Raw genomic sequence first — 25,103 nt, 5'->3', positions numbered from 1 at the left:
TACTCAATTCGTGTCTTCGAAAGACTATACGGATAAGGTTGAAGGGGTTGACCATTTATCTATTCTTCAACATCTCACGCGCCACGATCACGCGCATGATCTCGTTTGTGCCTTCCAAGATCTGGTGCACACGCAAATCGCGGACAAGTTTCTCGATACCGTAGTCCGCGAGGTATCCGTAGCCGCCGTGCAATTGCAGACATTGGTCGACGATCTTCGATCCGGCTTCGGTCACGAATTTCTTTGCCATCGCGCAGTATTTCGTAGCATCCGGTGCGCCTTGATCCAGCTTCCATGCCGCTTGCCGCAGCAACACGCGGGCGGCGCTCAGTTCGATTTCCATGTCAGCAAGGCGCCATTGCAGCCCTTGGAACTGGTCGATGGATTTGCCAAAGGCTTTGCGTTCGCCCATGTAGTCCATCGTGGCGTTCAGCGCGGTCTGTGCAGCCCCCAAGGAACAGGCGGCGATGTTCAGGCGGCCGCCGTCCAGACCCATCATGGCGTATTTAAAGCCGTTGCCTTCTTCACCCACAAGGTTTTCAGACGCCACTTTGCAATCGTCAAACTGCACTTGCGCTGTGGGTTGGGATCGCCAGCCCATCTTGTCTTCCAGTGCACCAAACGACAGCCCCTCGGCGCCATCTTCAACGTACAATGTGGACACGCCGGATGGTCCGTCGTCACCGGTGCGCACCATGCAAACATAGGCATCCGAATAGCCGCCACCCGAAATAAAGGCCTTGGTGCCGTTGACGGTGTACCCTTCGTTGGTGCGTGTTGCGCGGGTTTTTAAGGCTGCGGCATCCGACCCCGATCCGGGTTCGGTCAAGCAATAGCTTAGGACAGTGTTCATGGTCAGCACATCCGGCATCACCCGTGCTTTCATGTCGTCGGACGCAAAAGTGTCGAGCATTTTGGCGCACATGTTGTGGATCGACAAAAAGGCCGCAACAGACGGGCAGGCCATCGACAGGGCCTCAAACACCAATGTGGCATCCAGGCGCGACAGACCAGAACCGCCACCTTCCTCGGAGACATATAGCCCCGCAAACCCCAATTCACCCAGCTGTGGCCACAGGGTTTTGGGGATGGTTTCATCCGCTTCCCATTGGCGTGCATTGGGCGCAATGGCGTCTTGGCCAAAGGCGTAGGCCATGTCGAAAATAGCTGTTTGTTCTTCTGTCAGTGCGAAATCCATGCGGCGGCTCCCTGGTTCGAATTGAACATGTGTTAAATTCTAAGGTTTTCACAAATGTTGCAAGGAGAAAGGCAAGGCGGTTAAGCTTTCGGCATTGATTAATGATTTTGGGAGCAAACGTATGCCAGATAAAAAGATTGGCGTGGTTGTCGTACATGGCATTGGCAGTCAGGGGGACAAGCGGCCCGATACGTCAGGCGAAATAACCTTTTCCAGAGAAATGCACAAACGCGTGATGAAAGGGCTCGGCCCCCAAACGGCGGATGTGGCATGGCGAGAGGTGTTTTGGTCCGATGTGTTGCAAGGGCGGCAAGATGCGTATTTGAAAAAGATCAAACGCAAAACAGGCTGGGACACTGTTCGCAAATTTGTCATGAGCAACCTGTCCGATGCGGCCAGCTACCAATTGACGCCAGACGGGTTGGACCGCACCTATCAGGACATCCATCAACGGGTCGAAGACACGATCCGTGACATGGAAGCCGACATAGGCCCCGACGGCCAGATCGTTATTCTGGCCCATTCGTTGGGTGGGCATATCATGTCCAACTATATCTACGACCAGCAAGCGCATATGCGGCGCAATGACGGGCAGGGGATGCACGGCTCTGCCTTGCAAAACATGACGACGGTGTCCGGCTTGATCACCTTTGGCTGCAACATTCCGGTGTTTGTGTTCTCTTATCCCGAAGAAGACGTCACACCAATTGATTTTCCGGGCACTGCGCTGCCGGATGCCAAACGCTTCAAAACGTGGTGGTACAATTTCTACGACAAGCAAGACATTCTGGGCTATCCGATGGCGGACACGTCACCGGCCTACGGGGATCTGAGCAAGGCCAAGAAATTGCGTGATGTTTCGATCAACGCAGGCAGCACATTCAGCGCCTGGAACCCGCTATCGCACAACGCTTATTGGCGCGACAGCGATGTCATCGATCCAATTGTTCGCTTTATTCAGAACATGTTACGTTAGGGGGCATTATGAAAAAACTGACACTTACATTAACAGCATTCGGCCTGATGGCCACCCAAGCCAGCGCGGAATTCAAGGGCAATATCTACGCAGGGTGGGTGCAATACACCGGCGACGGTACCGCGCAGGCACGGGTGGTCATCGACACCGATCCCGCCAATCCTGCGGGCACAAAATGCCCCGATATCCGGCATGGCAACACCAAAACACCCATGACGTTGCGCAGCGGCTTTGCGCCTTTGGGCTTTGAAGGGGTCCGCGTTTGCGTGGCTCCTGTAGACAGCACGATGGTGGGGATGTTTGTGCCCCCCGCCTTGCGTTTGCCGACCCCGTCAACGGATCCGCAAAAGATTGCTGTTCTAGGCGATACGGGGTGCCGCGTGGCTTATGGCATTGTGCAAAATTGCACTGGCGACGGGCAGGGCAAGGCATGGGACTATGAGGCGGTGGCTGATCGCGCGGCGCAGGATGCCCCCGATTTGTTCATTCATGTAGGCGATATGCACTACCGTGAAACAGGCACATGCGATGAAGGCTGCCACCAGTCCAACATCGGATATTCATGGGCCAGCTGGAAGGCGGATTTCTTTGACCCCTCAGCCACTGTGTTCCAGACAGCCCCCTTGATCCCTGTGCGTGGCAACCACGAGGACTGTACGCGGGCTTGGAAAGGCTGGTTCTATCTGCTTGATCCCAATCCGATCGAAACCACCAGTTGGCCCGCATCCTGCCCCGGCAAAAACGGAGCCCCTTTGGATGGCGGCGGCAACGATTGGAGTTACACATTGCCGTACCCTGTCCCATTTGACAGTTTCCAGGTGATCGTGATGGACACCGCCCGCATCGACAATGACTACGGATCGCGCCCCGATCAAGGGGCTGTGGATCAGTACAAAGTTGAGTTTTCGAGCATTGAACTGATTGCAGAGCAGGCCGCTGTGCCCTCATGGTTGGTGACGCACCGGCCGTTTTGGGCGATTGCCAGCTACGGGTCAGAGGCTGCGCCCAAAGCCTCACCCACAGATCAGACGTTGCAAGTGGCATTGGCGCAATCTGTACAAAAGGCGCTGCCATCCCAAATCAAACTGACCATGGCAGGCCATATCCATCTGGCGCAACAGCTTAGCTTTTCAGATGGTCGACCATCGCAATTTGTCTTCGGTAACTCCGGCACCAAACGCGATCCTGAATTGGGCACAGGTGGTGTGCTGCACAGCAACGCAAAGCGGGCTTTGGGACGCCTTGGGGCCAATACCAATGATTTTTTCTGGTCCTATCATTTCAGCTACGGGTTGATCACGCCGGGCGGTGGTGTGTGGGATGTGTCATTTCATGATGCAGCGGGCCAGAAGATGCACAGCACCAGCGTCGCGCAATAGAAAAAACCGCCGCCCGGATGAACGAGCGGCGGTTTCTATTTGTAAAAGGTGGGGGCCAGCCCCCACACCCCCGGGATATTTTTAGCGAAAAGAAACGGGGGCGGGGAGGGGTTCCATAACGGGGGTTATTCCATAACAGGGATAGAGAACTCTCCGCCTTCTTTGATTCCCGATGGCCAACGCGCTGTCACAGTCTTGGTGCGTGTGTAGAATTTGAACGCATCCGGTCCGTGCTGGTTCAAATCACCAAAGACGGATTTTTTCCAACCGCCAAAGGTGTGATACGCCAGCGGCACAGGGATTGGCACGTTGATGCCGACCATGCCCACATTGATCCGGTTCGCAAAATCACGCGCCGCATCGCCGTCGCGTGTGAAGATCGCCGTGCCGTTGCCGTATTCGTGGTCCATCGCCAAGCCGATGGCTTCTTCGTAGCTTTGTGCACGCACACATGTCAGCACAGGCCCGAAGATTTCGTGCTTGTAGATGTCCATGTCTTTGGTGGCTTTGTCGAACAAATGCGGCCCCACAAAGAAGCCATCCTCGTAACCCTGCAATTTGAAGTCGCGACCGTCGACCACCAGTTCGGCGCCTTGATCCACGCCCGTTTGCACAAGGCGTTCGATGTTGGCTTTGGCCGCTGCCGTGACAACCGGGCCGTAGTCCACGTCGTTGCCGGATGTGTATGGGCCGACCTTGAGGCTTTCGATGCGCGGTACCAGCTTTTCGATCAAGCGATCTGCCGTTTCATCGCCCACAGGAACCGCTACGGAAATCGCCATGCAGCGTTCGCCCGCGGCACCGTAGCCCGCACCAATCAACGCGTCAGCGGCCTGATCCATGTCGGCATCCGGCATGATGATCATGTGGTTCTTGGCACCACCAAAGCACTGTACGCGCTTGCCGTTGGCGCAGCCCGTTGCGTAGATATATTCCGCAATCGGGGTGGAGCCCACAAAGCCAACGGACTGGATCACATCGTGGTGCAGGATCGCGTCAACCGCTTCCTTGTCGCCGTTCACCACTTGCAGGATGCCTTTGGGCAGACCCGCTTCCTCCATCAGTTCGGCCAACATCAAAGGCACGGATGGATCACGTTCGGATGGCTTCAGGATAAACGCGTTGCCACAGGCAATCGCAGGGGCAAACATCCACATCGGGATCATGGCCGGGAAGTTGAACGGCGTGATGCCGGCCGTGACGCCAAGCGCCTGGCGCATGGAATACATATCAATGCCGGGGCCTGCTGAATCCGTGTAGTCGCCTTTCAGCAACTCAGGTGCGCCGATGCAATATTCGACCACTTCCAAACCGCGTTGCACGTCGCCTGCGGCGTCCGGCAGGGTTTTGCCGTGTTCGCGCGACAAGGCCTCGGCCAGTTTGTCCATGTTGTCATTGAGCAAGCCCACAAACTTCATCATGACGCGGGCACGACGTTGTGGGTTGGTTGCTGCCCAAGCAGGCTGTGCTGCCTGCGCATGTTTCACGGCCTCGTCCATTTCAGCCGAAGATGCCAGCGGACATTTTGCCTGCACTTCGCCTGTGGCGGGGTTCATGACGTCGGCAAAGCGGCCTGACGTGCCTTTGACGTGGGCGCCGTTGATGTAGTGGGTCAGCTCTTGCATGGAATTCTCCCTAAGGTGTGTTTGGGCGCATCCTAGTCTTGCAAAAACGCCAGCAACAGAGGAAAGATGGCAAAATCGCTTTGCAAAAATGTCAGGACGTTGGGATGCACGCCAATTGGGACGATGTCCGTTTATTTTTAAGTGTTGCACGCGAAGGGGGGCTGTCGGCGGCGGGCAAAATACTGCGGCTTGATCCTGCAACTTTGGGGCGGCGGATGACACGCCTGGAAGACACTACCGGCACGGCGTTGTTTGTAAAGTCGCCGCAGGGATATGCGCTGACGGAGGCAGGAACGCAGCTTTTGGCCCGTGCTGAAGCTGCTGAGACCGCGATGCGCGCGGCAACGGCCAGTTTTCCAACCGCCAGTGAAAGTCTGACGGGCCAAATCCGTATCGGTGCGCCGGATGGTTGTGCGAACTATGTTTTACCGCAAGTCTGTGCGCGGCTCAGTGCGCGTCATCCGGATCTTGATATTCAGATTGTTGCATTGCCGCGTGTTTTCAATCTGTCGCGGCGTGAAGCGGATTTGGCGATTGGGGTCAGTGCGCCAACAGCGGGGCGCCTGACTGTGCAAAAGATCACAGACTACAAACTGCATCTGGCGGCTGCCGAGGACTATTTGCAGGCAAGTGCCACGATCCGGATGCCTCAAGATCTGAAATCTCATAAGATTGTGGGGTACATCCCCGACATGATATTTGACCGCGAACTGGACTATCTGGCCCACATTGGTGTGGCGCGGGTGCCCTTGGCGTCCAATTCTGTGTCTGTGCAACTGAACCTGCTGCGCCATGGTGGCGGGGTTGGCGTGGTGCATGATTTTGCCCTGCCAGCGGCCCCTAATTTGGTGCGTATCCTCACCGACAAAATCAGCCTGACACGCGCGTTTTATATGATCCGCCACGAAGCAGACCGAAAGAATACAAAACTGACACAACTGGCTGATGATCTAAGCGCTGGGTTGCGCCAAGAGGTGGCGCATCTGGAAGCAACCTTGACTTGAGAAGGCTTTGCGCCGACGCTGGACTTCTACATTACAAATGACAGGAGGCCGTCTCATGCTGGTACAGCAGATTCTCAAATCCAAATCCGACGACGCGGTGGTGACCGTGGCGCCCGGCACACTTGTGGCCGATGCCGCAAAAGTACTGGCAGAGCGGCGCATCGGGACGGTTGTGGTGTCCAAGGACGGGCAAAGCATGGCGGGCATTTTGTCCGAGCGCGACATTGTACGCGAGATCGGCAAGCGGGGGGCCTCTTGCCTGAGCGACAAAGTTGACAGCTATATGACCACAAAGCTGATCACCTGCGGGCGCAATGAAAGTGCGGACAAGGTGCTTGAAATGATGACCGAAGGGCGGTTTCGCCACATGCCAGTGGTCGAAGATGGCGCGTTGGTTGGTCTGATCACAATCGGCGATGTGGTCAAAGCGCGGCTGACAGAATTGGCCATGGAAAAGGACGCGCTGCAGGGAATGATTATGGGGCACTGATCCCAATTGCCAAGTTTGCGTTAACACCTGCTTGCATTCCCCGGCGCGACCCTGTTTCTTGCACGCAACACTATTGCTGAAACGGAGCATCCTTATGCGCGTTGGACTATATCCGGGAACCTTTGATCCCATCACTTTGGGTCATATCGACATCATCCGGCGGGCCAGTGCGCTTGTGGACAAGCTGGTGATTGGTGTTGCGATCAATCGCGACAAGGGTCCGCTGTTTGGTCTGGAAGAGCGTGTGGCGATGATCGAAGCGGAATGCGCCAAACTGTCCGAACAAACCGGCACCCAGATTGTGGCCCACCCGTTTGAGAACCTGTTGATTGATTGTGCCCGCGACGTGGGCGCACAAATGATCATACGCGGTCTGCGCGCAGTGGCCGATTTTGAGTACGAATATCAAATGGTTGGCATGAACCGCGTTCTAGACGACAGCATCGAGACTGTGTTTTTGATGGCCGAAGCCAAACATCAAGCCATCGCGTCAAAGTTGGTCAAAGAAATCGCGCGGCTTGGCGGGGATGTGACAAAGTTTGTCCCGCCTTTGGTGAATCAAGAGCTGACAAAGCGTTTGGGATAAAAGCCGGGACAAAGCCCCGTTAACGGGGCCGGGACGCTTTGACTTCTTTTCGCCAAAAATATCCCGGGGGAGGCCGAAGGCCGGGGGCAGCGCCCCTAAGCTCAAATTTCTCCCTAGACCCCCCCGTTCGATTAGGACAAAGCCAGACGCTCCGCCATATCGATCATGCGGTTGGAAAAACCCCATTCATTGTCGTACCACGCCAGCACGCGGATCATGGTTTTGTCCTGTACGTGGGTTTGATCCAGCGCCACCGTCGCGCTCATCGGGTCGTGGTTCAGATCAACAGATACCATCGGTGTAGATGTGACGGCCATAATCCGCGCCATAGGACCATGTGCGGCTTGGCTAAACAATGCGTTGACGGCGCAGGTGGATGTTTCGCGTTGCACTTCAACCGTCAGGTCGATGCAGGACACATTGGGCACAGGCACACGGATGGATGTGCCAAACAGGCGACCTTTCAAGTGGGGCAGAACCGCTTCCACGGCTTCGGCCGCACCGGTGGTGGTGGGGATCATCGACAAGCTTGCCGCGCGCGCACGGTTCAGCGTTTTGCCATAGGCGTCATGCACAGGCTGCACACCGGTGTAGCAGTGCACGGTGGTCATGGTGCCACGCACAATGCCGTAGGCTTCGTGCAAAAGATGGGCCACGGGTGCCAGGCAATTGGTTGTGCAAGACCCGTTGGAGATAATGGTGTCATCTGCCGTGATCGCAGCGTCATTCACGCCCATGACAACAGTTTTGATGTCATTGATCTTGGCGGGTGCCGATACTAGCACCTTGCCCGCGCCGTTCTTCAAGTGCAGCCCTGCCAAAGCGGCGGTGCGAAAATGGCCAGTACATTCCAAAGCGATGTCAACATCTTGCCAAGGCAACGCATCTGGCGACGCCACGTGTGTGACACGAATTGGGCCTGTCCCCACATCCAACACCCCGTCACCCGTTGTGATAGGGCGGCGCAGGCGGCCATGAACGGAATCGAATTCAAGCAGATGTGCCATGTTTTCAAGATCAGCCAGATCATTGATAGCCACGACCCGCATATCATCGCGTCCGCTTTCCAGTATCGCCCGCAAGATGCTGCGGCCGATACGTCCAAATCCGTTGATGCCCAATGTGATCGTCATGACATGCCTCCGGTCAAGTGTTGGGGGCATGTCACACAAGGTCAGGGGGGTGGTCAAAGAGAGTTTTGTACCCACACAAAAAGCCCACAATCCAAATACAAGGCCCGAGATGTACTGACGCACTGCCTAGGTCCGTGGCTTTGCCGTATTTCCAGATCGCGGTTTCAATGAATCATTTGACATGTTTACTGTCATTATGACATGTAAACTGTCATGATGAACCAAGATGATCTTTATCAACTTATATGGATGTCGCGCCCGTTGATGCAGGCGGCGGAAACCGTTGTCGAACAGGGTCTGGAAGATACCGGACTGACAGTCAGAACGCGGGCCGTCCTTGAAATCCTACTTGCGCAGGATGCGGCAACGGTGCCGGACATTGCCCAAAAGCTTGAGATAAAAAGGCAGTATGTTCAGGTTATGGTCAATGAAACCCTTGCGGATGGTTTGACACGCAAACGCGAGAACCCGCGCCACAAACGATCAACGATCATCGCTTTAACAGACAAAGGGCGGGTGTTGATCCAAGACGTGGTGCACCGTGAAAAACGGCTTGTCGCGTCATTGGGCCACGACCTGAACAGCGCAGACGTCAAAATCGCCCTTGGCTTGATAAACACATTAATTGATCGTTTGAAATCAGGGATTTGAAGGAAGCTCTTATGTTTTGGATTTTGCCTTGCCTGGTCATTTTGGGTGCCGTTCTATGGATTATCGATGGCATCCGGAAAATAGGGGCCGTCAGCACCGGCGCCCCCATTTCGGGGCGCGCGAAACAAGCACTGGTGCTGATTGATCTGCAAGGGGTCTTTTGGACCTCGGGCGTCTTTGATGAAACAGCAAAGGAAACCGCCCGTATAAGGATTTTGGCCGAAATAGACACAGCCAGATCAAAGGGGCAGGCTGTCATTGCAGTCCGGCAAGAATGGTCCATTCCTGCAACCAAAGTTGTGGCAAAACTGTTGATGAAAGGCCAAGCCATCGCGGGAACGCAGGGCGCAGAAATAGCGGCATCTTTCGCGGATCTTGCCGATATCACCTTGGTCAAACGTGTTCAAGACGCGTTTGAAACCAATGAGTTGGACAAGATCCTTGCACGATTGGACGTGGGCCACTTGCGCATCGTCGGGCTGGACTTAAACTATTGCGTGGCCAAAACGGCTTTTGCGGCACGGCACCGTGGATACGAGGTTGTCGTTGTTCGCGACGGTGTGTTGTCAGCTGATGCAAAACTGGCGGAAAAGACGCTTTTACAGCTTGCGGATCAGCAGGTGGTGTTGGACTGATCACTCATAGTGACGCGGTGTCATCGGATCAAAGCGCCGGGATTCATGATGGATTTGGGGTCAAGTGCTGCTTTGATGCGTTTCAACGTGTCGTATCGCGCGGCGCTGGCATAGGTTTCCAGATCGTTTGTTTTTAAGCGCCCGATCCCGTGTTCGGCGCTGATTGATCCGTTGTGTTTTTGTGTCACGTCATTGATTGCCAATCGAACAGCGTCGATAATGCCGGGGTTTGCGGACACGAACTCAGTCTTGCTGACACCGGTGGGGGGAAGGACGTTGTGATGTATATTGCCGTCGCCCAAATGGCCGTAGCTGTTGATTTGAACGTCTGGGTGGATGTCAAAGATCGCCTGAAGTGTATCCTTAACAAAGTCATCGATATGGCTGAGCGGTACAGATGTGTCGCTGTTGCAAAATGCGCCTGCCATGCGGTTTGCGGCCGGAGTGTTTTCGCGCAAAGCCCAAAGGCTGTCCCGTTGGGATTGGGACTGCGCCACGACTGCATCAGTTAGAAGGTGCTTGTCAAAACATGCCCCAAGCGCTGCATGCATCCGGTCACCAAGGCCCAAAGCCCCAGAGGCTTCCAACAAAATGGCCCAATCGGGCGTTTGCGCAAAAGGGGGGCGCAAGCCCGGAAACTTGGAAACCACCAGCGTCAGGCCAAGCCCGCGCATCAACTCGACTGCGCTGATACTGTCGCCAAGATGCCGCTTCATCTCTTGGAACACAGCCAGCCCGTTTGCAGGTGATCCGATGGCAAGACATGCGGTGCTTGTTTCGGGATCTTGCGGTTTCAGCTTCAGGGTCGCCGCAGTGATGATGCCCAGCGTCCCTTCGCTGCCGATCAACAGGTGACGCAGGTCATATCCGGTGTTGTTCTTATGCAGTGGGCTAAGTTCATCCAGAACCGTGCCATCGGGCAAAACGGCTTCGACCCCAAGGCATAGATCCCGCGCGTTGCCGTATCGCAAAACCTGAATACCGCCTGCATTGGTTGCCAGATTACCGCCGATGCAGCAGCTTCCCTTCGACGCCATGTTCAAGGGAAACATCATGTCGTGATCTTGGGCTGCAGCGTGTACGTTTTCCAAAATGCAGCCTGCTTCCACAACGATCACGCTGTCATCTACACTAAGGTGTCGCACCTTGTTCATCCGTTCCAGCGACACGACGATGGCGTTGTCACTGTCAATGGAAAGCTGCCCGGCCACAACACCGGTGCCGCCGCTGTAGGGGACAATGCCGATGCTGTTTGCAGCGCACAGGCGCACGATTTCTGCAACTTGTGTGGTGGATGCAGGAAGGGCAATCAGGCTGGCCTGTCCGCGAAAACGGCCACGCGGGTCTTCGAAATAGCGTGATGCGTCTTGCGGGGCTTTCCATCCGGCAGGGCCGAGGACGCGTTTGATTGCTTCCAGTGTTTTGGGGGCCGGTTCGCTGAATTGGGCTTTGCGCATCGGCGGGGCCTCCTAAGCTCCTGTGATCGCATCACTGTTTCGCGGGACGGCTGCTTTGGCAATTCAATCTTTGTGAATCCGATCGGCAGGCAAGGACCAACGAAGTGCTTTTACCGCCAGAACGCGATCCATTCGATCAGCTCGAACATCTTTTTGCCAAGGAAAATCACATGATCGGACCCGTAGACCATGATGTCCACAGTGATGATTGTGATCAAAAACAGGCCGAGAAATATGGCGATTGAGTTGGTCATAAGAGCCTGCAAATGAAAATGGGCAAGACTGATATGACAGCCTCGCCCAATTGTCGCAACCCTTTGGGGGCAAGGTGACCCCTTCGGTGTAAGACGTGCGGGTTAGTCCAAACGGCCCATCGCAACAGCCACATCGGCCATACGCACGGAAAATGCCCATTCATTGTCGTACCACGCCAGCACACGTACTGTGCGACCGCCAACGACTTTGGTTTGGTCGGGGGCAAAGATGCTGGAATGTTCGGTGTGATTGAAGTCGATTGAGACTTTTTGTTCATCATCATAGGCCAATACGCGGCCCATGGGGCCAGCGGCCGCTTTTGCGACGGCGGCGTTGACTTCGGCCACAGTGACATCGCGTTTTGCTTCAAACGTCAGATCCACCGCAGAGACATTTGGGGTGGGCACACGCATGGCCGTGCCATCAAGGCGGCCTTTCATGTTTGGCAACACCTCGCCCAAAGCTTTTGCAGCGCCAGTTGATGTGGGGATCATCGCCATGGCGGCGGCGCGGGCGCGGTACAGATCGTTGTGGCGGCGGTCCAGCGTGGGTTGGTCGCCGGTGTAGCTGTGGATGGTGGTCATGATGCCGCGTTCGATGCCGATGCTTTCATCCAGAACCTTCGCCAAGGGGGCGAGACAGTTGGTGGTGCACGACCCGTTGGAAATCATGGTGTCATTGGCGGCCAGCAAGTCGTCGTTTACACCAAACACGATGGTTTTATCGACGTTTTTACCGGGGGCCGAAAGCAACACGCGCTTTGCGCCACGTTCGATGTGCTTCTTGGCTTTTTCGCCGTCGTTGAAATTGCCTGTGCATTCCAGCACGACATCACAACCGGACCAGTCCAGTTCATCCATGTTGTAGGTGGAAAACATCTGCATCGGGCCACGACCCAAATCCAATGTGCCATTGCCGACGGTCACTTCACCGGGGAAGCGGCCGTGGATGGAATCGTATTTGATCAGGTGGGCGGCTGTTTCCAAAGGTCCGGTTGCGTTTACCTTGATGACATCAATGTCGTTGCGCAATGATTGCGCGATATGGGACAAGGTGCAGCGTCCGATGCGGCCAAATCCGTTGATACCTACTTTGATTGTCATAATCCGGTTCCTTCGTTTACGCCCCATGCGTTGGGGGTTGCTTAGACCCATGGACAGCATCGGAAAAGGGGGAAAGAAGCGGTTTTTCAGTCTGTTAGCGATAAACCTTGCCAAAGGGTTAACGGTGGCGCTAACAGCCGACTTTGTTTTCACGACGGCGTGAACTATCTATACCGCTAACACAATTTAAGAGGGTCGACATGAGCGGATTGATTGCATTGTTTGATGATGTGGCGGCCATTGCCAAAGTGGCAGCAACCTCTGTTGATGATGTCATTGCACAAGCTGCCAAGGCAGGCACCAAAGCGGCTGGCGCTGTCATCGATGACGCCGCGGTGACGCCGAAATATGTTCAGGGTTTTGAGGCCAGCCGCGAATTGCCGATCATCTGGCGCATCGCCAAAGGGTCCATTCGCAACAAGCTTGTCTTTTTGCTGCCCGCTGGTTTGGCGCTGTCGGCATTTGCACCTTGGGCGATCAATCCTTTGTTGATGCTGGGCGGGGCGTATCTTTGCTTTGAAGGCGCCGAAAAAATCGCCCATGCCATAGGCCTTAGTCACGGACACGAAGACTACGCCCACAAAGAAGAGGTGATCGAAGACCCCGCCAAACTGGAAGAACAAAAGGCGCAAGGGGCGATCAAAACCGATTTTATTCTGTCTGCAGAAATCATGACCATTGCTTTGGCCGCCATTCCCGAAAGCTCTTTCTGGATGGAAGCCGCAACGCTGGCCGCTGTGGCCGTCATGATCACTGTCGCGGTTTACGGGGCCGTGGCGTTGATTGTGAAAATGGACGACGTGGGCCTGGCCATGTCTGCCAGAGCTCGGCTTGGGGCCACACGGGCCTTGGGACGCGGTATCGTCAAAGCGATGCCAAAGGTGCTGTATGCGCTGACGGTGATAGGCACGGCGGCCATGCTTTGGGTCGGGGGATCCATCATTGTGCACGGGCTGGAAGGCTTCGGCTTTGGCGGGTTGGGTCACACCATCCACGATCTGGCCTATGCCGTGGGCCACGCAGTGCCGCAGGCTTGGCAAGGCATCACCGAATGGTTCGCCAAAGCCGCCATGGACGGGGTGTTGGGATTGGGACTTGGGCTGGCGCTTATTCCTGTGGGGGAAAAGGTGGTGACGCCGCTGTGGCGCAAAGTGTTTGTCAGGTAGGGGCGTTACTACAGTGCTGAACCTATTCAGTCAGCAGCGCCGGAAACCTTTGGTAAAGAAATCAAGCAAGCCTGTGTCGATACACCAGCATGTGCATAGACCGCCTGCGCAAGTTTAATGGCGCCTGCGTCCTCTGATACGAAGAAATGACATCTCGCCGCTTCTTCAATGTGACAACAGTCTCGAAATTGCGCCAGAAAGTGCTTTTTGCGTTTCTCCAGTTTACCACTTTTCACCTTTCGGTTGCGTCCGACACCTTGGGAGAAAAGTAGAATGCAAAGCCCAGCGAGTGTACCGGCTTCTTGATACGCACCTTCTTGCCAGTTTGATTTTGGAAACATATCGCTAACGATGTGTTGGCTCTTTTTGTCTATATAACTCAATACGCGCTCAACCAAATCAGCATTCGGTGTGCCGTCAAGCTCACTGTAGCGCTGGTTCCATTCAGCGTCGGTTTCAAGTTGCGCCTGTTTGGCTTCATAGCGCAACCTGTTCAAATCGATTGACTGCAAATTATCCGATAGCTGCTGCAGGATTGGCTGCGTGTCCAACAGTCCTAAAGGTTCACGCTTTAGCGCGTCAACCCAGAGGTCAATTTCGTTCTGCATGTCATTTTTCAGGTCCGACGCGTCAAGCGCACCAAGCCACCCAAAAGCATATTGAGACAGCAGTAAATTGTCGTTCGATAATTGAATGCTCTTGGCAGCAAAATCATCCTCACCACGTAACAGCCCTTCTGCAGCGTTTGGTCTTAAAAGCAATTGATGATTAAAAGTGACCTCCGGAACGATGTATAAGCCGCCGATGGCATTCAAAACCTGTATGAATTGCTCTGATTGATGGAAGGCACGGCACTCTTCAATATGAATCCGCGAATAAACAAGGTGTCCACCTTTCGACTTAAGACTATCCAACATGACCATGATGGCGTCTCTGTGCGGCTCACCTTCGCGAAGATGGCTGAGAATGTTTTGATCATGGTAGACGCTAAACCGCCGACTTTCTTCCATATCCGAAAACTAAGGACATTTTGTCGAAAGGCCAACCACGGAAAGTGTTTGGCCTGTTCCAACATTGGAAGCGGCTTGTAACCGGACCTAACGCCAAATCCAAAGGATACCGATCAATTGGCAACGCATGGGGATATATCACGCAAGCGGGGCGGATGGTTTCGACACCAATCCGCCCCGTCATAGATCATTTTACCCTCTGTTAAATGGGGCAGGCAGCTTTTACAGCAGCGCCTTGGCTTTTTCGGCCACGTTTTGCGCTGTAATTCCGAACTTCTCGTACAATGTGCCCGCAGGCGCAGAGGCTCCGAAGCTGTCCATGCCGACAAAATCCGCTTTGTTGGACTTGCCGCGTTCGCCCAGCAACCACTGGTCCCATCCTTGACGCACAGCAGCTTCCACGCCCACACGCACTGGCCCACCGGGCAGAACGCGCTTGCGGTACGCTTCGTCTTGCTGCGCGAACAACTCCATGCAAGGCATTGAAACCACACGGGTGCCGATGCCCTCGGCTTGCAGAATGTCCCGCGCAGCCAGCGCAATTTCCACTTCAGAGCCTGACGCCATCAAAATCACCTGACGTTTGCCTTCGGCGTCTGCCAGAACATACGCGCCTTGCGCAGAAAGGTTCTTGGTTTTGTGTTCGGTCCGGACTGTTGGCAGACCTTGACGTGTCAGCGACAAAACGGACGGGGTTTGCTTGCTTGTTAGGGCAATTTCCCACGCCTCTGCCGTCTCGATGGTGTCAGCCGGGCGGAAAACATAGGTGTTGGGCGTCGCGCGCGAAATGGCCAGATGCTCAACAGGCTGGTGGGTCGGGCCATCTTCGCCGAGGCCAATAGAATCGTGTGTCATCACAAATACTGTTGGGATTTTCATCAAGGCTGCCAACCGCATTGATGGACGGGCGTAATCGGTAAAGCACATGAATGTGCCGCCGTAGGGGCGCACGCCGCCATGCAATGCCATACCGTTCATCGCCGCTGACATGCCGTGCTCGCGGATGCCCCAATACACGTAACGGCCCGCGCGGTTGTCCAGATCGAAGACGCCCAGATCGGCTGTTTTGGTGTTGTTAGAGCCCGTCAAATCAGCAGAGCCACCCACCGTTTCGGGCAGGATCGGGTTCAACACTTCCAAAACCTTCTCGGAAGAGGCGCGTGTCGCCAGTTTAGGCGCTGTTTCGGACATCTGCTTTTTGAAAGCTTTGACCGTGGCCGACAGTTTCTTGGGGGCGTCCAAAGCATAGGCGCGGTTAAACTGGTCTTGCTTGGAATTGGGCAATGTCGCAAATCGCGCTTCCCATGCGGCACGCTCTTCTGCGCCACGTGATCCAATGGCTTCCCATGCGGATTTGACGTCTGCGGGGACTTCGAAGGGGCCAGTTGTCCAACCATAGGCTTCTTTGGCGGCCTGCATTTGTGCAGGATCGGTGAGCGCGCCGTGACCTTTGGAGGTGTCTTGTGCCGCGTGTCCCAAGGCAATGTGCGTCTTGCAAGCGATCATTGTGGGCTTGTTGCCCTTTTTGGCTTGGGTCAGGGCCGCATCGATCGCTTCGGGATCGTGACCGTCAATTTCAAGAACCGTCCAGCCGGCCGATTTGAATCGGGAAACCTGATCGGTGCGGTCCGACAGCTCGACTGTGCCGTCGATGGTGATGTTGTTGTTGTCCCACATCACAATCAGTTTGGACAAGGCATGGCGACCCGCCAGTGTGATGGCTTCTTGGCTGACGCCTTCCATCAAACACCCGTCACCTGCAATGACGTAGGTATAGTGGTCTACGGCTTTCTTGCCGTAAGTGGCGCGCTGGATCTCCTCGGCCATTGCAAAGCCCACGGAATTTGCGATGCCCTGACCCAAAGGCCCGGTGGTGGTCTCGATGCCTGTGGCGTGGCCGTATTCGGGATGGCCCGCTGTGATCGCGCCCCATTGGCGAAAATTCTTGACCTGTTCCAGCGTCATGTCGGCATAACCCGTCAAATGCAGCAGGGAATACAGCAACATAGACCCGTGGCCCGCGCTTAGAATAAAGCGGTCGCGGTCCGGCCAGTTCGGGGCAGAGGCATCGAACTTGAGGTGTTTTTCAAACAAAACAGTGGCCACATCGGCCATCCCGATGGGCATGCCGGAGTGGCCTGAATTGGCGGCGGCCACGGCGTCCAAAGTCAGGGCGCGGATGGCGGTCGCTTTGGACCAATGATCGGGGTGTGCGGTGCGCAGGGCGGTAAGATCCACGGGGAACGTATCCTTTAGCTGAAAGAGCGGTTGGGGCGGTGCATATCAGGCAAGGCGCAAAGATCAAGCAAACATCAAGAAAACAACGGCATCCTCACGCAGTGGCACTTCAACGCCGTGCTACAAGTGCTTGATCACAAAGGGGGGGTATTTTTTGTGTCCATTGGTTAAACTTGATGCAACACGCAGGCCAAGCGATTCGTATGTGAATTCGAATTGAAGGTCGCAAGCGTTCAAGGCCGGTTCACAGGCTGGCACAGTTGTGACGATGAAAGAGGGCACGCATGAGCGACATCGAGGAGCTTCAACGCAGGATCACCGCAGCCATGGACCGCGTGGCGGTCGGGCTGGACGGGTTGGGAACGGATACTGGTGCGGATACAACAGAGCTTGAACAGGCGCTGGAAGATGAGAAAACAGTAAACGCGCAACTTAGCGAACGGATACGTGCCCTCACGCAGCGTCAGGATGCTGACCTTGCAGCGGCCAAGGCACAAGCAGATATCGTGACAGGGCGATTGACTGAAATGGATACAGAACTGCAGCGATTGCGAAATGCGAACAACGCCTTACGGCAATCAAACGAAGATCTGCGTCAAGCCAACGAAGCGGGCGTCGGCGATGCGCATCTGATCAACAAGGCGATGATGGCGGAACTGGAAGGGCTGCGGGCAACACGCGCGGCAGATGTGTCGGAAATGAACACGATCATCGACACGCTGACACCACTGATCCAGACAGAAAACCAAACACCTTCCGAGCCCCAAACACCTTCCGAGGAGGACGCCTGATGCCCGAAGTCACAATCACCATAGGGGGGCGCGAATTTGGTGTGGCCTGCCAGGAAGGCGAAGAACATTACCTGCACACAGCTGCAAAGATGCTCGACGACGAAGCACAGGTGCTGTCGGACCAGGTCGGGCGGATGCCCGAAGCGCGGATGTTGCTTATGGCGGGACTGATGTTGGCAGACAAAACAGCGAGTTTTGAAGACCGGGTGAAAGAGGTCGAGGCAAAGCTCGAAGAAAAAGAAGCGGAAATTGAGGGGCTGCGCAATGTGGCGGCACCCGAACCGGAACGGATTGAAGTGCCGGTTATACCGGATTCGGTGACGGATACTTTGGCAGAACTTGCAGCACGGGCCGAATCTTTGGCGGCAGAAGTCGAAGAAAAGGCCGCGACTTGAAACCCGGTCTGGGCTGGTCATCCCTTCCTTTCGCAAAACAATACTTTGGGGGAAGGGGCGCATGCCCCGGGGGCAAAGCCCCTGTTTGGGCCGGTACAAAGATCGACCAAAAAGTAAAGCGGTAAGGTGCACCTTGGTGCACCCCACCAAAACCAGTCGTCAGCCGTTGGCTTCGCGAATTTTATCTGCGGCGTCTTTGTCGAATGTTACGCCATTCTCTGTGAACAATGTGTCCAGCTCACCGGACAAGGTCATTTCTGTGATGATGTCACATCCACCTACAAACTCGCCTTTGACGTATAGTTGCGGCACAGTGGGCCAATCGGAAAAATCCTTGATGCCCTGGCGCAACGCCTCATCGGCCAACACATTCACATCGGCGAAATCGACGCCCATGTAATTCAAAACACCGGCCACGCGCGAAGAGAACCCGCATTGCGGCATCTCTTTGGTGCCTTTCATGTAAAGCACAACTGGGTTCTCGCCGATTTGGCTTTGGATCTGCGCAGCTACGTCTGTCATTTTCATCACTTTCTATGTCAGGTGGCCCGTTTCGGGCCCGATTTAGCGGTTTTAAGGGGTTATTCCGGAACTTTTGTGGTCAGGGCCAAAGCATGCAATTCGCCATGCGCACCGTCCATTTTGCCTTTCAGGGCGGCGTAAACAGCACGTTGTTGCTGAACACGGTTCTTCCCCTTGAAAGAGGCGTCTATCACTTCGGCCGCATAGTGATTGCCGTCGCCAGCAAGGTCGGTGATGGTGATTTCTGCATCGGGAAAGCTCTCACGGATCAAAGCTTCGATGTCTTGGGCTTGCATAGGCATGTGTGTGGTCCTGCGTATCGGTTCGGGTCAGAAATAGGCAGGTGTTGCATGATGTGCAAGCGCGGGTGATCCAAAGGTGCAGTCAAAGCCTGCACGCTATTGTGGAATGGCGCTTTAGTCGTAGGTTGCGGCTCTGGTAATTGGCGACATTCTTTGGTGTGATGCTCCAAAGGGGATTTGCAGATGAACACAACTGACACCGCACCGGAGCAAGCGCTGGAATGGCACCGCGCAGGCAAGGGCGCTGCATTGGCCACTGTTGTCGAAACATGGGGCAGTGCGCCACGCCGCGTTGGTGCCCAGTTGGTTGTGTCGGGCGAGGGCGACATGCAGGGGTCGGTGTCGGGGGGCTGCGTTGAAGGCGCTGTGGTTCTTGAGGCCATGGATGCTTTGGAAACAGGGCACCCTGTGATGCTGGAATACGGCGTCAGCGATGGCGACGCCTTTGCAGTCGGGCTGGCATGCGGGGGAACGATCCGTGTGTATGTCGAGCCTGTCGGCAGCGCCATGGCTGAGGATATTCTGGACAATCTGGTTGCGGCACGTGCTGCCCGAACACCCATTGCCTACGAAGTGAATGTCAAAACCGGTCAGCGCCGCCTTACCAGCAACGGCCATACACAGCGCTTCGCCCGCGACCGGTCCGGCTTTGAAGACGATGCGCAAACATTTGTGGCCATCCATAACCCGCGTTTGCGTCTGGCCGTGGTGGGCGCTGTGCATATTGCCCAAGCGCTTGTGCCGATGGCGCGGATCGCGGGCTACGACCCTTTCGTCATTGACCCACGCGAAGCCTTCGGATCGCACGCGCGTTTTCCCGGTGAAACTTTGATTTCTGAATGGCCAGACGCCGCCGTGCAACAGGTTGGCCTCGACACACGCACAGCGCTGATCTTGCTGACCCATGATCCCAAACTGGACGACCCGGCGCTGCATCTGGCGCTGCGGTCGGGGTGTTTCTACATCGGGGCTTTGGGATCAACCCGCACCCATGCCAAAAGGGTAGAGCGTTTGCAGGAGGCCGGATTTGAAGCCGACGCCATCGCCCGTATTCACGGCCCCATCGGTCTGGATATCGGCGCAAGCAGCCCACAGGAAATTGCTGTTTCGATCTTGTCAGAGATGACGCAAGTGTTGCGGAAGGGCGCATGAAGTTCGGACCTGTCGCAACGGCTGAAGCAATGGGTGCGATCCTTGCGCACAGCATGGAGGCGGCGGAACGACCCTATGAAATGCAAATGACGTATCGCGTGCCAAAAGGCACGGTTTTAACGGCAGAGCATATCGCGGATTTCGCCCAAGAGGGTCACGACAGCCTTGTGGTGGCCCGGTTGGAAACCGGCGATGTGGAAGAAAATGATGCGGCCACTCAGCTGGGGGCTGCAGTGGCACAAGACCCGGCAGAGCTGGGCCTGAGAATGTCGGCCGCCGGCGCTGGGCGTGTGAACCTTTACGCACTACATGCAGGCATCGTGCAGATTGACCGCTTGGCGATTGCCGCGTTCAACACGGTCAACCCGATGATCACAATCGCGACGGTGCCACAGTATCACCGCGTGGATGCCGACGGGATGATTGCGACGATCAAGGTGATTTCCTACGCGGTCCCGGATCGTGACGTCATCCGTGCCAGCGCGGCCCTTGCCGATGCTTTGCGTGTTTTGCCTGCGCAATTTGCATCTGCCACTTTGATCGAAACGCGCGTTGGACGGGATGATCCGTCGGACAAAGGACGCAATGCGTTGTTGGGACGCTTGCAGCGCTTTGGCATGATGCTGACGGACCGTGTGATTGTGCCCCACAAAACAGGCGATATCGCACAGGCGATTTCCCAAGCCACCGGAGACTTTGTGTTTCTGCTGACGGCATCCGCGACATCAGACACGCATGATGTGGGGCCCGAAGCGCTGCGTCAGGCAGGGGGGCGTGTGACGTCTTATGGAATGCCTGTCGATCCGGGCAACTTGTTGTTCTTTGGGACATGCGGGGCAAAGCCCGTTATTGGCCTGCCGGGGTGTGCGCGCTCACCTGCGCTGAACGGTGCGGACTGGGTGATGGAACGTCTCATATGCGGCGTCGAATTGCGTCCTGAAGATATCGCAGCAATGGGCGTGGGTGGTTTGTTGAAAGAAATTCCAACGCGCCCCCGTCCAAGGGCGTCTACACCTTAGTCGTAGTGACACGGATTTGCGCACTTTTTAGGTTCTCATGCTTCAAATCGTGTGCTTAAGTCGGGGCAAGTAAAAATATATCAAGGGAGGAAGACCATGACACAAGTCTCAATGACGGTGAATGGCAAGGCCGCAAAAGGAACGGTTGAAGGGCGCACTTTGTTGTCGTCCTTTTTGCGTGACGAGCTGAATTTGACAGGCACACACGTGGGCTGTGACACCAGCCAATGTGGTGCGTGTGTGGTGCATGTGAACGGCGTGGCTGTGAAATCTTGCACGATGCTGGCCGCGGAGGCCGACGGCGCAGAGGTTGCCACAATCGAAGGCCAAGCGGCCCCAGATGGCACATTAAGTGCTGTGCAACAGGCGTTTCAGGATCACCACGGCCTGCAATGCGGTTTCTGCACACCGGGTATGGTCATGACAGCGGTGAAGCTGCTGGAAGAAAACCCCAAACCGTCCGAGCATGAGGTGCGTGTGCATCTGGAAGGCAACATCTGCCGCTGCACAGGCTACCACAACATCGTCAAGGCGATCATGGCCGCGTCCGGTCAGGACGTTGGTGCGATTGCTGCTGAATAGGTCTCGTTTGGGCGGTGCTTAGCCCCCTCTGACGGCGCGTGGTCAGCTCTGGGAGGAGAAGGGGCCACGCTGCCGAGACCGGACACAAGAGATAATGATAGGGCCGTCAACGCCCATCGACACAAGCCAAAGATGCAATGCACCTGCGGCGACATGGAGGAATATCAATATGCCTAAAGACAATGGAATTGGCGCCAGCCCGAAGCGGCGCGAGGACATCCGGTTTTTGACCGGAACCGGCAACTATACAGATGACATGAATATCCGTGGTCAAGCACATGTGTATTTCCTGCGCTCTGATGTGGCGCACGGCACGATCACCAAGCTGGACACCACAGCCGCCGCCGCAATGGACGGCGTTGTGCAGATTTTCACGGGTGCTGATTTTGAAGCGGTGGGATCCATCCCCTGCGGTTGGCAGATCACGGATTTGCACGGTGAGCCGATGCAAGAACCCCGTCATCCGGTTTTGGCAGAAGGCAAAGTGCGCCACGTGGGCGAACCGATTGCTGCGATTGTTGCCGAGACGCTGGGCCAAGCCCGTGATGCGGCGGAAGCCATCGAATTGGACATCGCGGAATTGCCTGCTGTTGTCGATATGAAGGCCGCCGCCGCTGCTGGTGCCACCAAGGTGCACGACGATCTGACGTCGAACCTATGCTACGAATGGGGCTTCGTTGAAGAAAACCGCGCCGCTGTCGATGAGGCCATCAAGAATGCGGCCCACGTCACAACGCTGGAACTGGTCAACAACCGTCTGGTTGCTAACCCCATGGAACCCCGCGTGGCCATTGGCGACTATGCGCGGTCCGACGATCAGCACACGCTGTATACAACATCCCAGAACCCCCATGTTATTCGCCTGTTGATGGGCGCATTTGTTCTGGGCATTCCAGAGCACAAGCTGCGTGTGGTTGCCCCGGATGTGGGCGGCGGATTTGGCACAAAGATTTTCCACTATCAGGAAGAAGCCTTCTGCACATTTGCCGCCAAAGCCTGCAACCGTCCGGTGAAATGGACATCGTCGCGTTCCGAGGCGTTTATTTCGGACGCGCAAGGCCGTGACCACGTCACCAAAGTCGAATTGGCGCTGGATGCAGACAACAACTTTACCGCGTTGCGCTGCGACACCTACGCCAACATGGGCGCGTATCTGTCGACCTTTGCATCGTCGGTGCCCACATGGCTGCACGGTACGTTGTTGGCGGGTAACTACAAAACACCGCTGATCTACACCAACGTCAAAGCGATGTTCACCAACACGGTTCCAGTGGACGCTTACCGCGGGGCAGGCCGCCCCGAGGCGACGTTCCAGGTGGAGCGTGTGATCGACAAAGCCGCCCGTGAATTGGGCGTTGATCCGGTTGCTTTGCGCCGCCAGAACTATGTCACCGAATTCCCCTATGCGACCCCAGTGGCCGTGGAATATGACACAGGCGACTACAATGCGACCATGGATAAGCTGGAAGAAATCGGTGATTTCTCGGGCTTTGAGGCCCGCCGCAAAGCGTCAGAGGCCAAAGGCAAATGGCGTGGGCTTGGCATCAACAGCTACATCGAGGCTTGTGGCATTGCGCCGTCGAACCTTGTGGGTCAATTGGGTGCGCGTGCCGGCCTTTACGATGCAGCGACTGTGCGCGTGAACGCGACGGGCTCTATTTCCGTCATGGTGGGTGCACACAGCCACGGGCAGGGGCACGAGACGTCCTTCCCGCAGGTGGTCGCCGAAATGATCGGTATTCCTGAAGATCAGATCGACATCGTGCATGGCGACACGTCCAAAATCCCGTTCGGTATGGGCACCTATGGATCGCGGTCTTTGGCGGTCTGTGGTTCTGCCATGGTGCGTGCAACTGAGAAAATCATTGCCAAAGCCACCAAGATTGCTGCGCATTTGATGGAAGCGTCTGACGCGGATGTGGAACTGAAAGACGGTGTGTTCAGCGTTGCTGGCACGGATAAATCCGTGGCTTGGGGCGATGTGACATTGTCGGCTTATGTGCCGCACAACTTCCCACTGGAAGATATTGAACCGGGTCTGGAAGAAACAGCGTTTTATGATCCGGCCAACTTCACATACCCTGCGGGCGCCTATGCCTGTGAGGTCGAAGTCGATCCAGAAACTGGCAAAGTCACCATCGAGAAATTCTCGGCGGCGGATGATTTCGGCAATGTGATCAACCCGATGATTGTATCTGGTCAGGTGCATGGTGGGATCGCCCAAGGTGTGGGCCAAGCGTTGTTGGAAAACTGTTCCTATGATGAAAACGGCCAGCTTCTGAGCGCGTCTTACATGGACTATGCCATGCCGCGTGCCGATGATTTGCCGTTCTATTCGGTGGACCATTCCTGCCAGACGCCGTGCACACACAACCCGTTGGGTGTGAAAGGCTGCGGCGAAGCGGGCGCGATTGGGTCGCCCCCATCCGTTGTGAATGCTGTCATTGATGCGCTTGCATCAGGTGGAAAGAATGTCGGTCATATCGATATGCCTTTGACGCCTGACAAAGTGTGGGCCGCAATCAACAATGCATGAATGAACGGTCGGACCGGGGGCCAGCCCCCGGACCCCCGAGGTTTATTTGGCGAGATGAATACGGGATCCGGTTCATCTTGCCAGTGAAAGGACAAGAGAATGTACAACTTTGAATTTGAAAAGCCGGGTACGATCGCGGATGCGGTTGCGGCGTTGGGTGGCGACGACGCGCAGGCGTTGGGTGGTGGTCAAACCCTGATCCCCACAATGAAGCAGCGTTTGGCGTCGCCTACAACTTTGGTCAGCTTGAGCGGCATCTCCGAGATGCAGGGCATCTGCACCGGTGACGATGGTGCCTTGTGCATTGGTGGGGCGACAACCCATGGTGCGGTGGCCTCTGGTGCAGGCGCTTATCCTGCGTTGGCCGATCTGGCCAGCCATATCGGCGATCCCGCGGTCCGCAATCGTGGCACTATTGGTGGTTCATTGGCCAACAACGATCCCTCCGCTTGCTATCCCTGTGCGGCGCTGGCATCTGGCGCTACAATCGTCACCAACACGCGCGAGATCGCGGCCGATGATTATTTTCAAGGCATGTTCGACACAGCCCTGAATGATGGCGAGATCATCACAGAAGTGCGTCTTCCGGTTCCGGAAAAGGCAAACTATCAAAAGTTTGTCCAACCTGCGTCCCGTTTTGCCTTGGTGGGTGTCATGGTCGCAAAATACGCGGACGGTGTGCGTGTGGCGATTACGGGTGCTTCTGAAGAAGGTGTCTTCCGCTGGACAGAGGCGGAAGCGGCTTTGTCTGCCGATTTCTCGGCGTCTGCTTTGGAAGGTCTTAGCCTTTCGGGTGACGGCATGATCAGCGATTTGCATGGGTCTGGCGACTACCGTGCGCATCTATGCGCTGTCATGGCAAAGCGGGCGGTTGCGGCTGCTGCGTGACGCTTTCGTT

General features: G+C 55.8%; 25 protein-coding genes. 15 read left to right on the top strand and 10 right to left on the bottom strand.

The window, feature by feature from the left end:
- Positions 1-55 precede the first annotated feature (55 nt).
- A complete protein-coding gene (locus ABJL60_RS07535; protein WP_108828069.1) occupies positions 56-1,198 on the bottom strand; it encodes an acyl-CoA dehydrogenase family protein in 1,143 nt (380 codons plus the stop codon).
- Between the two features lie 121 nt (positions 1,199-1,319).
- Here ABJL60_RS07535 and ABJL60_RS07530 point away from each other — a divergent pair, with 121 nt between their 5' ends.
- Positions 1,320-2,174, top strand: coding sequence for a hypothetical protein (locus ABJL60_RS07530; RefSeq protein ID WP_348286841.1), 855 nt, complete (start codon positions 1,320-1,322; stop codon positions 2,172-2,174).
- 8 nt (positions 2,175-2,182) lie between these two features.
- Positions 2,183-3,553: a metallophosphoesterase gene (locus tag ABJL60_RS07525; protein ID WP_348373735.1), complete on the top strand. Its 1,371-nt coding sequence runs from the start codon at positions 2,183-2,185 to the stop codon at positions 3,551-3,553.
- A 125-nt stretch (positions 3,554-3,678) separates the two neighbouring features.
- Here the strand turns inward: ABJL60_RS07525 and ABJL60_RS07520 are convergent, their stop codons facing one another.
- On the bottom strand, positions 3,679-5,178 hold the full coding sequence (locus ABJL60_RS07520) for a CoA-acylating methylmalonate-semialdehyde dehydrogenase (RefSeq protein ID WP_348373734.1): 1,500 nt from the start codon (positions 5,176-5,178) through the stop codon (positions 3,679-3,681).
- Between the two features lie 104 nt (positions 5,179-5,282).
- Between ABJL60_RS07520 and ABJL60_RS07515 the strand changes: the two genes are divergently transcribed.
- The 3 genes from ABJL60_RS07515 to coaD all read left to right on the top strand — a co-directional run bounded on the left by ABJL60_RS07515 (position 5,283) and on the right by coaD (position 7,258).
- A complete protein-coding gene (locus ABJL60_RS07515) occupies positions 5,283-6,182 on the top strand; it encodes a LysR family transcriptional regulator (protein WP_348373733.1) in 900 nt (299 codons plus the stop codon).
- A 55-nt stretch (positions 6,183-6,237) separates the two neighbouring features.
- A complete protein-coding gene (locus ABJL60_RS07510; protein WP_348286833.1) occupies positions 6,238-6,672 on the top strand; it encodes a CBS domain-containing protein in 435 nt (144 codons plus the stop codon).
- 94 nt (positions 6,673-6,766) lie between these two features.
- Complete coding sequence (coaD, locus tag ABJL60_RS07505; protein WP_348373732.1) at positions 6,767-7,258, top strand: pantetheine-phosphate adenylyltransferase; 492 nt, start codon at positions 6,767-6,769, stop codon at positions 7,256-7,258.
- Positions 7,259-7,389: 131 nt separating this feature from the next.
- Here coaD and gap (ABJL60_RS07500) read toward each other — a convergent pair whose 3' ends face one another.
- A complete protein-coding gene (gene gap, locus ABJL60_RS07500) occupies positions 7,390-8,391 on the bottom strand; it encodes a type I glyceraldehyde-3-phosphate dehydrogenase (RefSeq protein WP_348373731.1) in 1,002 nt (333 codons plus the stop codon).
- Positions 8,392-8,604: 213 nt separating this feature from the next.
- Between gap (ABJL60_RS07500) and ABJL60_RS07495 the strand changes: the two genes are divergently transcribed.
- Both ABJL60_RS07495 and ABJL60_RS07490 read left to right on the top strand, forming a co-directional pair.
- Positions 8,605-9,042: a MarR family transcriptional regulator gene (locus ABJL60_RS07495; RefSeq protein ID WP_348373730.1), complete on the top strand. Its 438-nt coding sequence runs from the start codon at positions 8,605-8,607 to the stop codon at positions 9,040-9,042.
- Positions 9,043-9,053: 11 nt separating this feature from the next.
- On the top strand, positions 9,054-9,677 hold the full coding sequence (locus tag ABJL60_RS07490; RefSeq protein ID WP_348373729.1) for an isochorismatase family cysteine hydrolase: 624 nt from the start codon (positions 9,054-9,056) through the stop codon (positions 9,675-9,677).
- A gap of 20 nt (positions 9,678-9,697) precedes the next feature.
- On the opposite strand, the gene ABJL60_RS07485 is transcribed toward ABJL60_RS07490, so the two are convergent.
- The 3 genes from ABJL60_RS07485 to gap (ABJL60_RS07475) form a co-directional block, all read right to left on the bottom strand.
- A complete protein-coding gene (locus ABJL60_RS07485; RefSeq protein WP_348373728.1) occupies positions 9,698-11,134 on the bottom strand; it encodes an FAD-binding oxidoreductase in 1,437 nt (478 codons plus the stop codon).
- A gap of 110 nt (positions 11,135-11,244) precedes the next feature.
- Positions 11,245-11,388, bottom strand: a complete 144-nt coding sequence (locus ABJL60_RS07480; protein WP_348286821.1) for a hypothetical protein — start codon at positions 11,386-11,388, stop codon at positions 11,245-11,247.
- A 102-nt stretch (positions 11,389-11,490) separates the two neighbouring features.
- Positions 11,491-12,492 (bottom strand): type I glyceraldehyde-3-phosphate dehydrogenase, encoded by a 1,002-nt coding sequence (gene gap, locus ABJL60_RS07475; protein WP_108828080.1) that lies wholly within the window; start codon positions 12,490-12,492, stop codon positions 11,491-11,493.
- Between the two features lie 200 nt (positions 12,493-12,692).
- Between gap (ABJL60_RS07475) and ABJL60_RS07470 the strand changes: the two genes are divergently transcribed.
- On the top strand, positions 12,693-13,658 hold the full coding sequence (locus ABJL60_RS07470) for a DUF808 domain-containing protein (RefSeq protein WP_348373727.1): 966 nt from the start codon (positions 12,693-12,695) through the stop codon (positions 13,656-13,658).
- A gap of 26 nt (positions 13,659-13,684) precedes the next feature.
- Here the strand turns inward: ABJL60_RS07470 and ABJL60_RS07465 are convergent, their stop codons facing one another.
- Both ABJL60_RS07465 and tkt read right to left on the bottom strand, forming a co-directional pair.
- Positions 13,685-14,668, bottom strand: coding sequence for a hypothetical protein (locus ABJL60_RS07465; RefSeq protein ID WP_348373726.1), 984 nt, complete (start codon positions 14,666-14,668; stop codon positions 13,685-13,687).
- Between the two features lie 222 nt (positions 14,669-14,890).
- The gene (tkt, locus tag ABJL60_RS07460) at positions 14,891-16,906 is read right to left on the bottom strand and encodes a transketolase (protein WP_348373725.1); all 2,016 of its coding nucleotides are present in this window, start codon (positions 16,904-16,906) and stop codon (positions 14,891-14,893) included.
- A gap of 284 nt (positions 16,907-17,190) precedes the next feature.
- Here tkt and ABJL60_RS07455 point away from each other — a divergent pair, with 284 nt between their 5' ends.
- Entirely contained in the window at positions 17,191-17,697 is a 507-nt protein-coding gene (locus ABJL60_RS07455) for a hypothetical protein (RefSeq protein ID WP_348286810.1), read from the top strand.
- On the top strand, positions 17,697-18,092 hold the full coding sequence (locus ABJL60_RS07450) for a cell division protein ZapA (RefSeq protein WP_348286808.1): 396 nt from the start codon (positions 17,697-17,699) through the stop codon (positions 18,090-18,092). Before ABJL60_RS07455 ends, ABJL60_RS07450 begins: the two co-directional genes overlap by 1 nt.
- A 159-nt stretch (positions 18,093-18,251) precedes the next feature.
- Here ABJL60_RS07450 and grxD read toward each other — a convergent pair whose 3' ends face one another.
- Together grxD and ABJL60_RS07440 are read right to left on the bottom strand one after the other, a co-directional pair.
- Complete coding sequence (gene grxD, locus ABJL60_RS07445; RefSeq protein WP_348286806.1) at positions 18,252-18,614, bottom strand: Grx4 family monothiol glutaredoxin; 363 nt, start codon at positions 18,612-18,614, stop codon at positions 18,252-18,254.
- A 59-nt stretch (positions 18,615-18,673) separates the two neighbouring features.
- On the bottom strand, positions 18,674-18,916 hold the full coding sequence (locus ABJL60_RS07440) for a BolA family transcriptional regulator (RefSeq protein ID WP_348373724.1): 243 nt from the start codon (positions 18,914-18,916) through the stop codon (positions 18,674-18,676).
- Between the two features lie 183 nt (positions 18,917-19,099).
- Here ABJL60_RS07440 and ABJL60_RS07435 point away from each other — a divergent pair, with 183 nt between their 5' ends.
- From ABJL60_RS07435 to ABJL60_RS07415, 5 genes are all read left to right on the top strand, one after another.
- Positions 19,100-20,068, top strand: a complete 969-nt coding sequence (locus tag ABJL60_RS07435; protein WP_348373723.1) for an XdhC family protein — start codon at positions 19,100-19,102, stop codon at positions 20,066-20,068.
- Positions 20,065-21,087 (top strand): molybdopterin-binding protein, encoded by a 1,023-nt coding sequence (locus ABJL60_RS07430; RefSeq protein ID WP_348318676.1) that lies wholly within the window; start codon positions 20,065-20,067, stop codon positions 21,085-21,087. The genes ABJL60_RS07435 and ABJL60_RS07430 overlap by 4 nt, the downstream gene beginning before the upstream one ends.
- A gap of 96 nt (positions 21,088-21,183) precedes the next feature.
- The gene (locus tag ABJL60_RS07425; RefSeq protein ID WP_108828089.1) at positions 21,184-21,669 is read left to right on the top strand and encodes a (2Fe-2S)-binding protein; all 486 of its coding nucleotides are present in this window, start codon (positions 21,184-21,186) and stop codon (positions 21,667-21,669) included.
- A gap of 169 nt (positions 21,670-21,838) precedes the next feature.
- Positions 21,839-24,205, top strand: coding sequence for a xanthine dehydrogenase family protein molybdopterin-binding subunit (locus tag ABJL60_RS07420; RefSeq protein WP_348318677.1), 2,367 nt, complete (start codon positions 21,839-21,841; stop codon positions 24,203-24,205).
- 99 nt (positions 24,206-24,304) lie between these two features.
- The gene (locus tag ABJL60_RS07415) at positions 24,305-25,093 is read left to right on the top strand and encodes a xanthine dehydrogenase family protein subunit M (protein WP_348287608.1); all 789 of its coding nucleotides are present in this window, start codon (positions 24,305-24,307) and stop codon (positions 25,091-25,093) included.
- Positions 25,094-25,103 lie beyond the last annotated feature (10 nt).

This window comes from Ascidiaceihabitans sp., assembly GCF_039986515.1.
GTDB lineage: Bacteria > Pseudomonadota > Alphaproteobacteria > Rhodobacterales > Rhodobacteraceae > Ascidiaceihabitans.
The sequence above is the reverse complement of the archived record's forward strand: the minus strand, read 5'-3'. Positions and strand labels throughout refer to the sequence as shown.

What these genes read in the sequence shown, in the direction of transcription:
- ABJL60_RS07520 (WP_348373734.1), bottom strand. Translation starts at nt 5,178, where the DNA reads ATGCAAGAGCTGACCCACTACATCAACGGCGCCCACGTCAAAGGCACG.
- ABJL60_RS07480 (WP_348286821.1), bottom strand. Translation starts at nt 11,388, where the DNA reads ATGACCAACTCAATCGCCATATTTCTCGGCCTGTTTTTGATCACAATC.
- ABJL60_RS07535 (WP_108828069.1), bottom strand. Translation starts at nt 1,198, where the DNA reads ATGGATTTCGCACTGACAGAAGAACAAACAGCTATTTTCGACATGGCC.
- coaD (WP_348373732.1), top strand. Translation starts at nt 6,767, where the DNA reads ATGCGCGTTGGACTATATCCGGGAACCTTTGATCCCATCACTTTGGGT.
- ABJL60_RS07465 (WP_348373726.1), bottom strand. Translation starts at nt 14,668, where the DNA reads ATGGAAGAAAGTCGGCGGTTTAGCGTCTACCATGATCAAAACATTCTC.
- ABJL60_RS07420 (WP_348318677.1), top strand. Translation starts at nt 21,839, where the DNA reads ATGCCTAAAGACAATGGAATTGGCGCCAGCCCGAAGCGGCGCGAGGAC.
- gap (WP_348373731.1), bottom strand. Translation starts at nt 8,391, where the DNA reads ATGACGATCACATTGGGCATCAACGGATTTGGACGTATCGGCCGCAGC.
- ABJL60_RS07425 (WP_108828089.1), top strand. Translation starts at nt 21,184, where the DNA reads ATGACACAAGTCTCAATGACGGTGAATGGCAAGGCCGCAAAAGGAACG.
- ABJL60_RS07490 (WP_348373729.1), top strand. Translation starts at nt 9,054, where the DNA reads ATGTTTTGGATTTTGCCTTGCCTGGTCATTTTGGGTGCCGTTCTATGG.
- ABJL60_RS07485 (WP_348373728.1), bottom strand. Translation starts at nt 11,134, where the DNA reads ATGCGCAAAGCCCAATTCAGCGAACCGGCCCCCAAAACACTGGAAGCA.
- ABJL60_RS07470 (WP_348373727.1), top strand. Translation starts at nt 12,693, where the DNA reads ATGAGCGGATTGATTGCATTGTTTGATGATGTGGCGGCCATTGCCAAA.
- ABJL60_RS07450 (WP_348286808.1), top strand. Translation starts at nt 17,697, where the DNA reads ATGCCCGAAGTCACAATCACCATAGGGGGGCGCGAATTTGGTGTGGCC.
- ABJL60_RS07525 (WP_348373735.1), top strand. Translation starts at nt 2,183, where the DNA reads ATGAAAAAACTGACACTTACATTAACAGCATTCGGCCTGATGGCCACC.
- ABJL60_RS07510 (WP_348286833.1), top strand. Translation starts at nt 6,238, where the DNA reads ATGCTGGTACAGCAGATTCTCAAATCCAAATCCGACGACGCGGTGGTG.
- ABJL60_RS07430 (WP_348318676.1), top strand. Translation starts at nt 20,065, where the DNA reads ATGAAGTTCGGACCTGTCGCAACGGCTGAAGCAATGGGTGCGATCCTT.
- grxD (WP_348286806.1), bottom strand. Translation starts at nt 18,614, where the DNA reads ATGACAGACGTAGCTGCGCAGATCCAAAGCCAAATCGGCGAGAACCCA.
- ABJL60_RS07495 (WP_348373730.1), top strand. Translation starts at nt 8,605, where the DNA reads ATGATGAACCAAGATGATCTTTATCAACTTATATGGATGTCGCGCCCG.
- ABJL60_RS07455 (WP_348286810.1), top strand. Translation starts at nt 17,191, where the DNA reads ATGAGCGACATCGAGGAGCTTCAACGCAGGATCACCGCAGCCATGGAC.
- ABJL60_RS07415 (WP_348287608.1), top strand. Translation starts at nt 24,305, where the DNA reads ATGTACAACTTTGAATTTGAAAAGCCGGGTACGATCGCGGATGCGGTT.
- ABJL60_RS07515 (WP_348373733.1), top strand. Translation starts at nt 5,283, where the DNA reads ATGCACGCCAATTGGGACGATGTCCGTTTATTTTTAAGTGTTGCACGC.
- gap (WP_108828080.1), bottom strand. Translation starts at nt 12,492, where the DNA reads ATGACAATCAAAGTAGGTATCAACGGATTTGGCCGCATCGGACGCTGC.
- ABJL60_RS07440 (WP_348373724.1), bottom strand. Translation starts at nt 18,916, where the DNA reads ATGCCTATGCAAGCCCAAGACATCGAAGCTTTGATCCGTGAGAGCTTT.
- ABJL60_RS07435 (WP_348373723.1), top strand. Translation starts at nt 19,100, where the DNA reads ATGAACACAACTGACACCGCACCGGAGCAAGCGCTGGAATGGCACCGC.
- ABJL60_RS07530 (WP_348286841.1), top strand. Translation starts at nt 1,320, where the DNA reads ATGCCAGATAAAAAGATTGGCGTGGTTGTCGTACATGGCATTGGCAGT.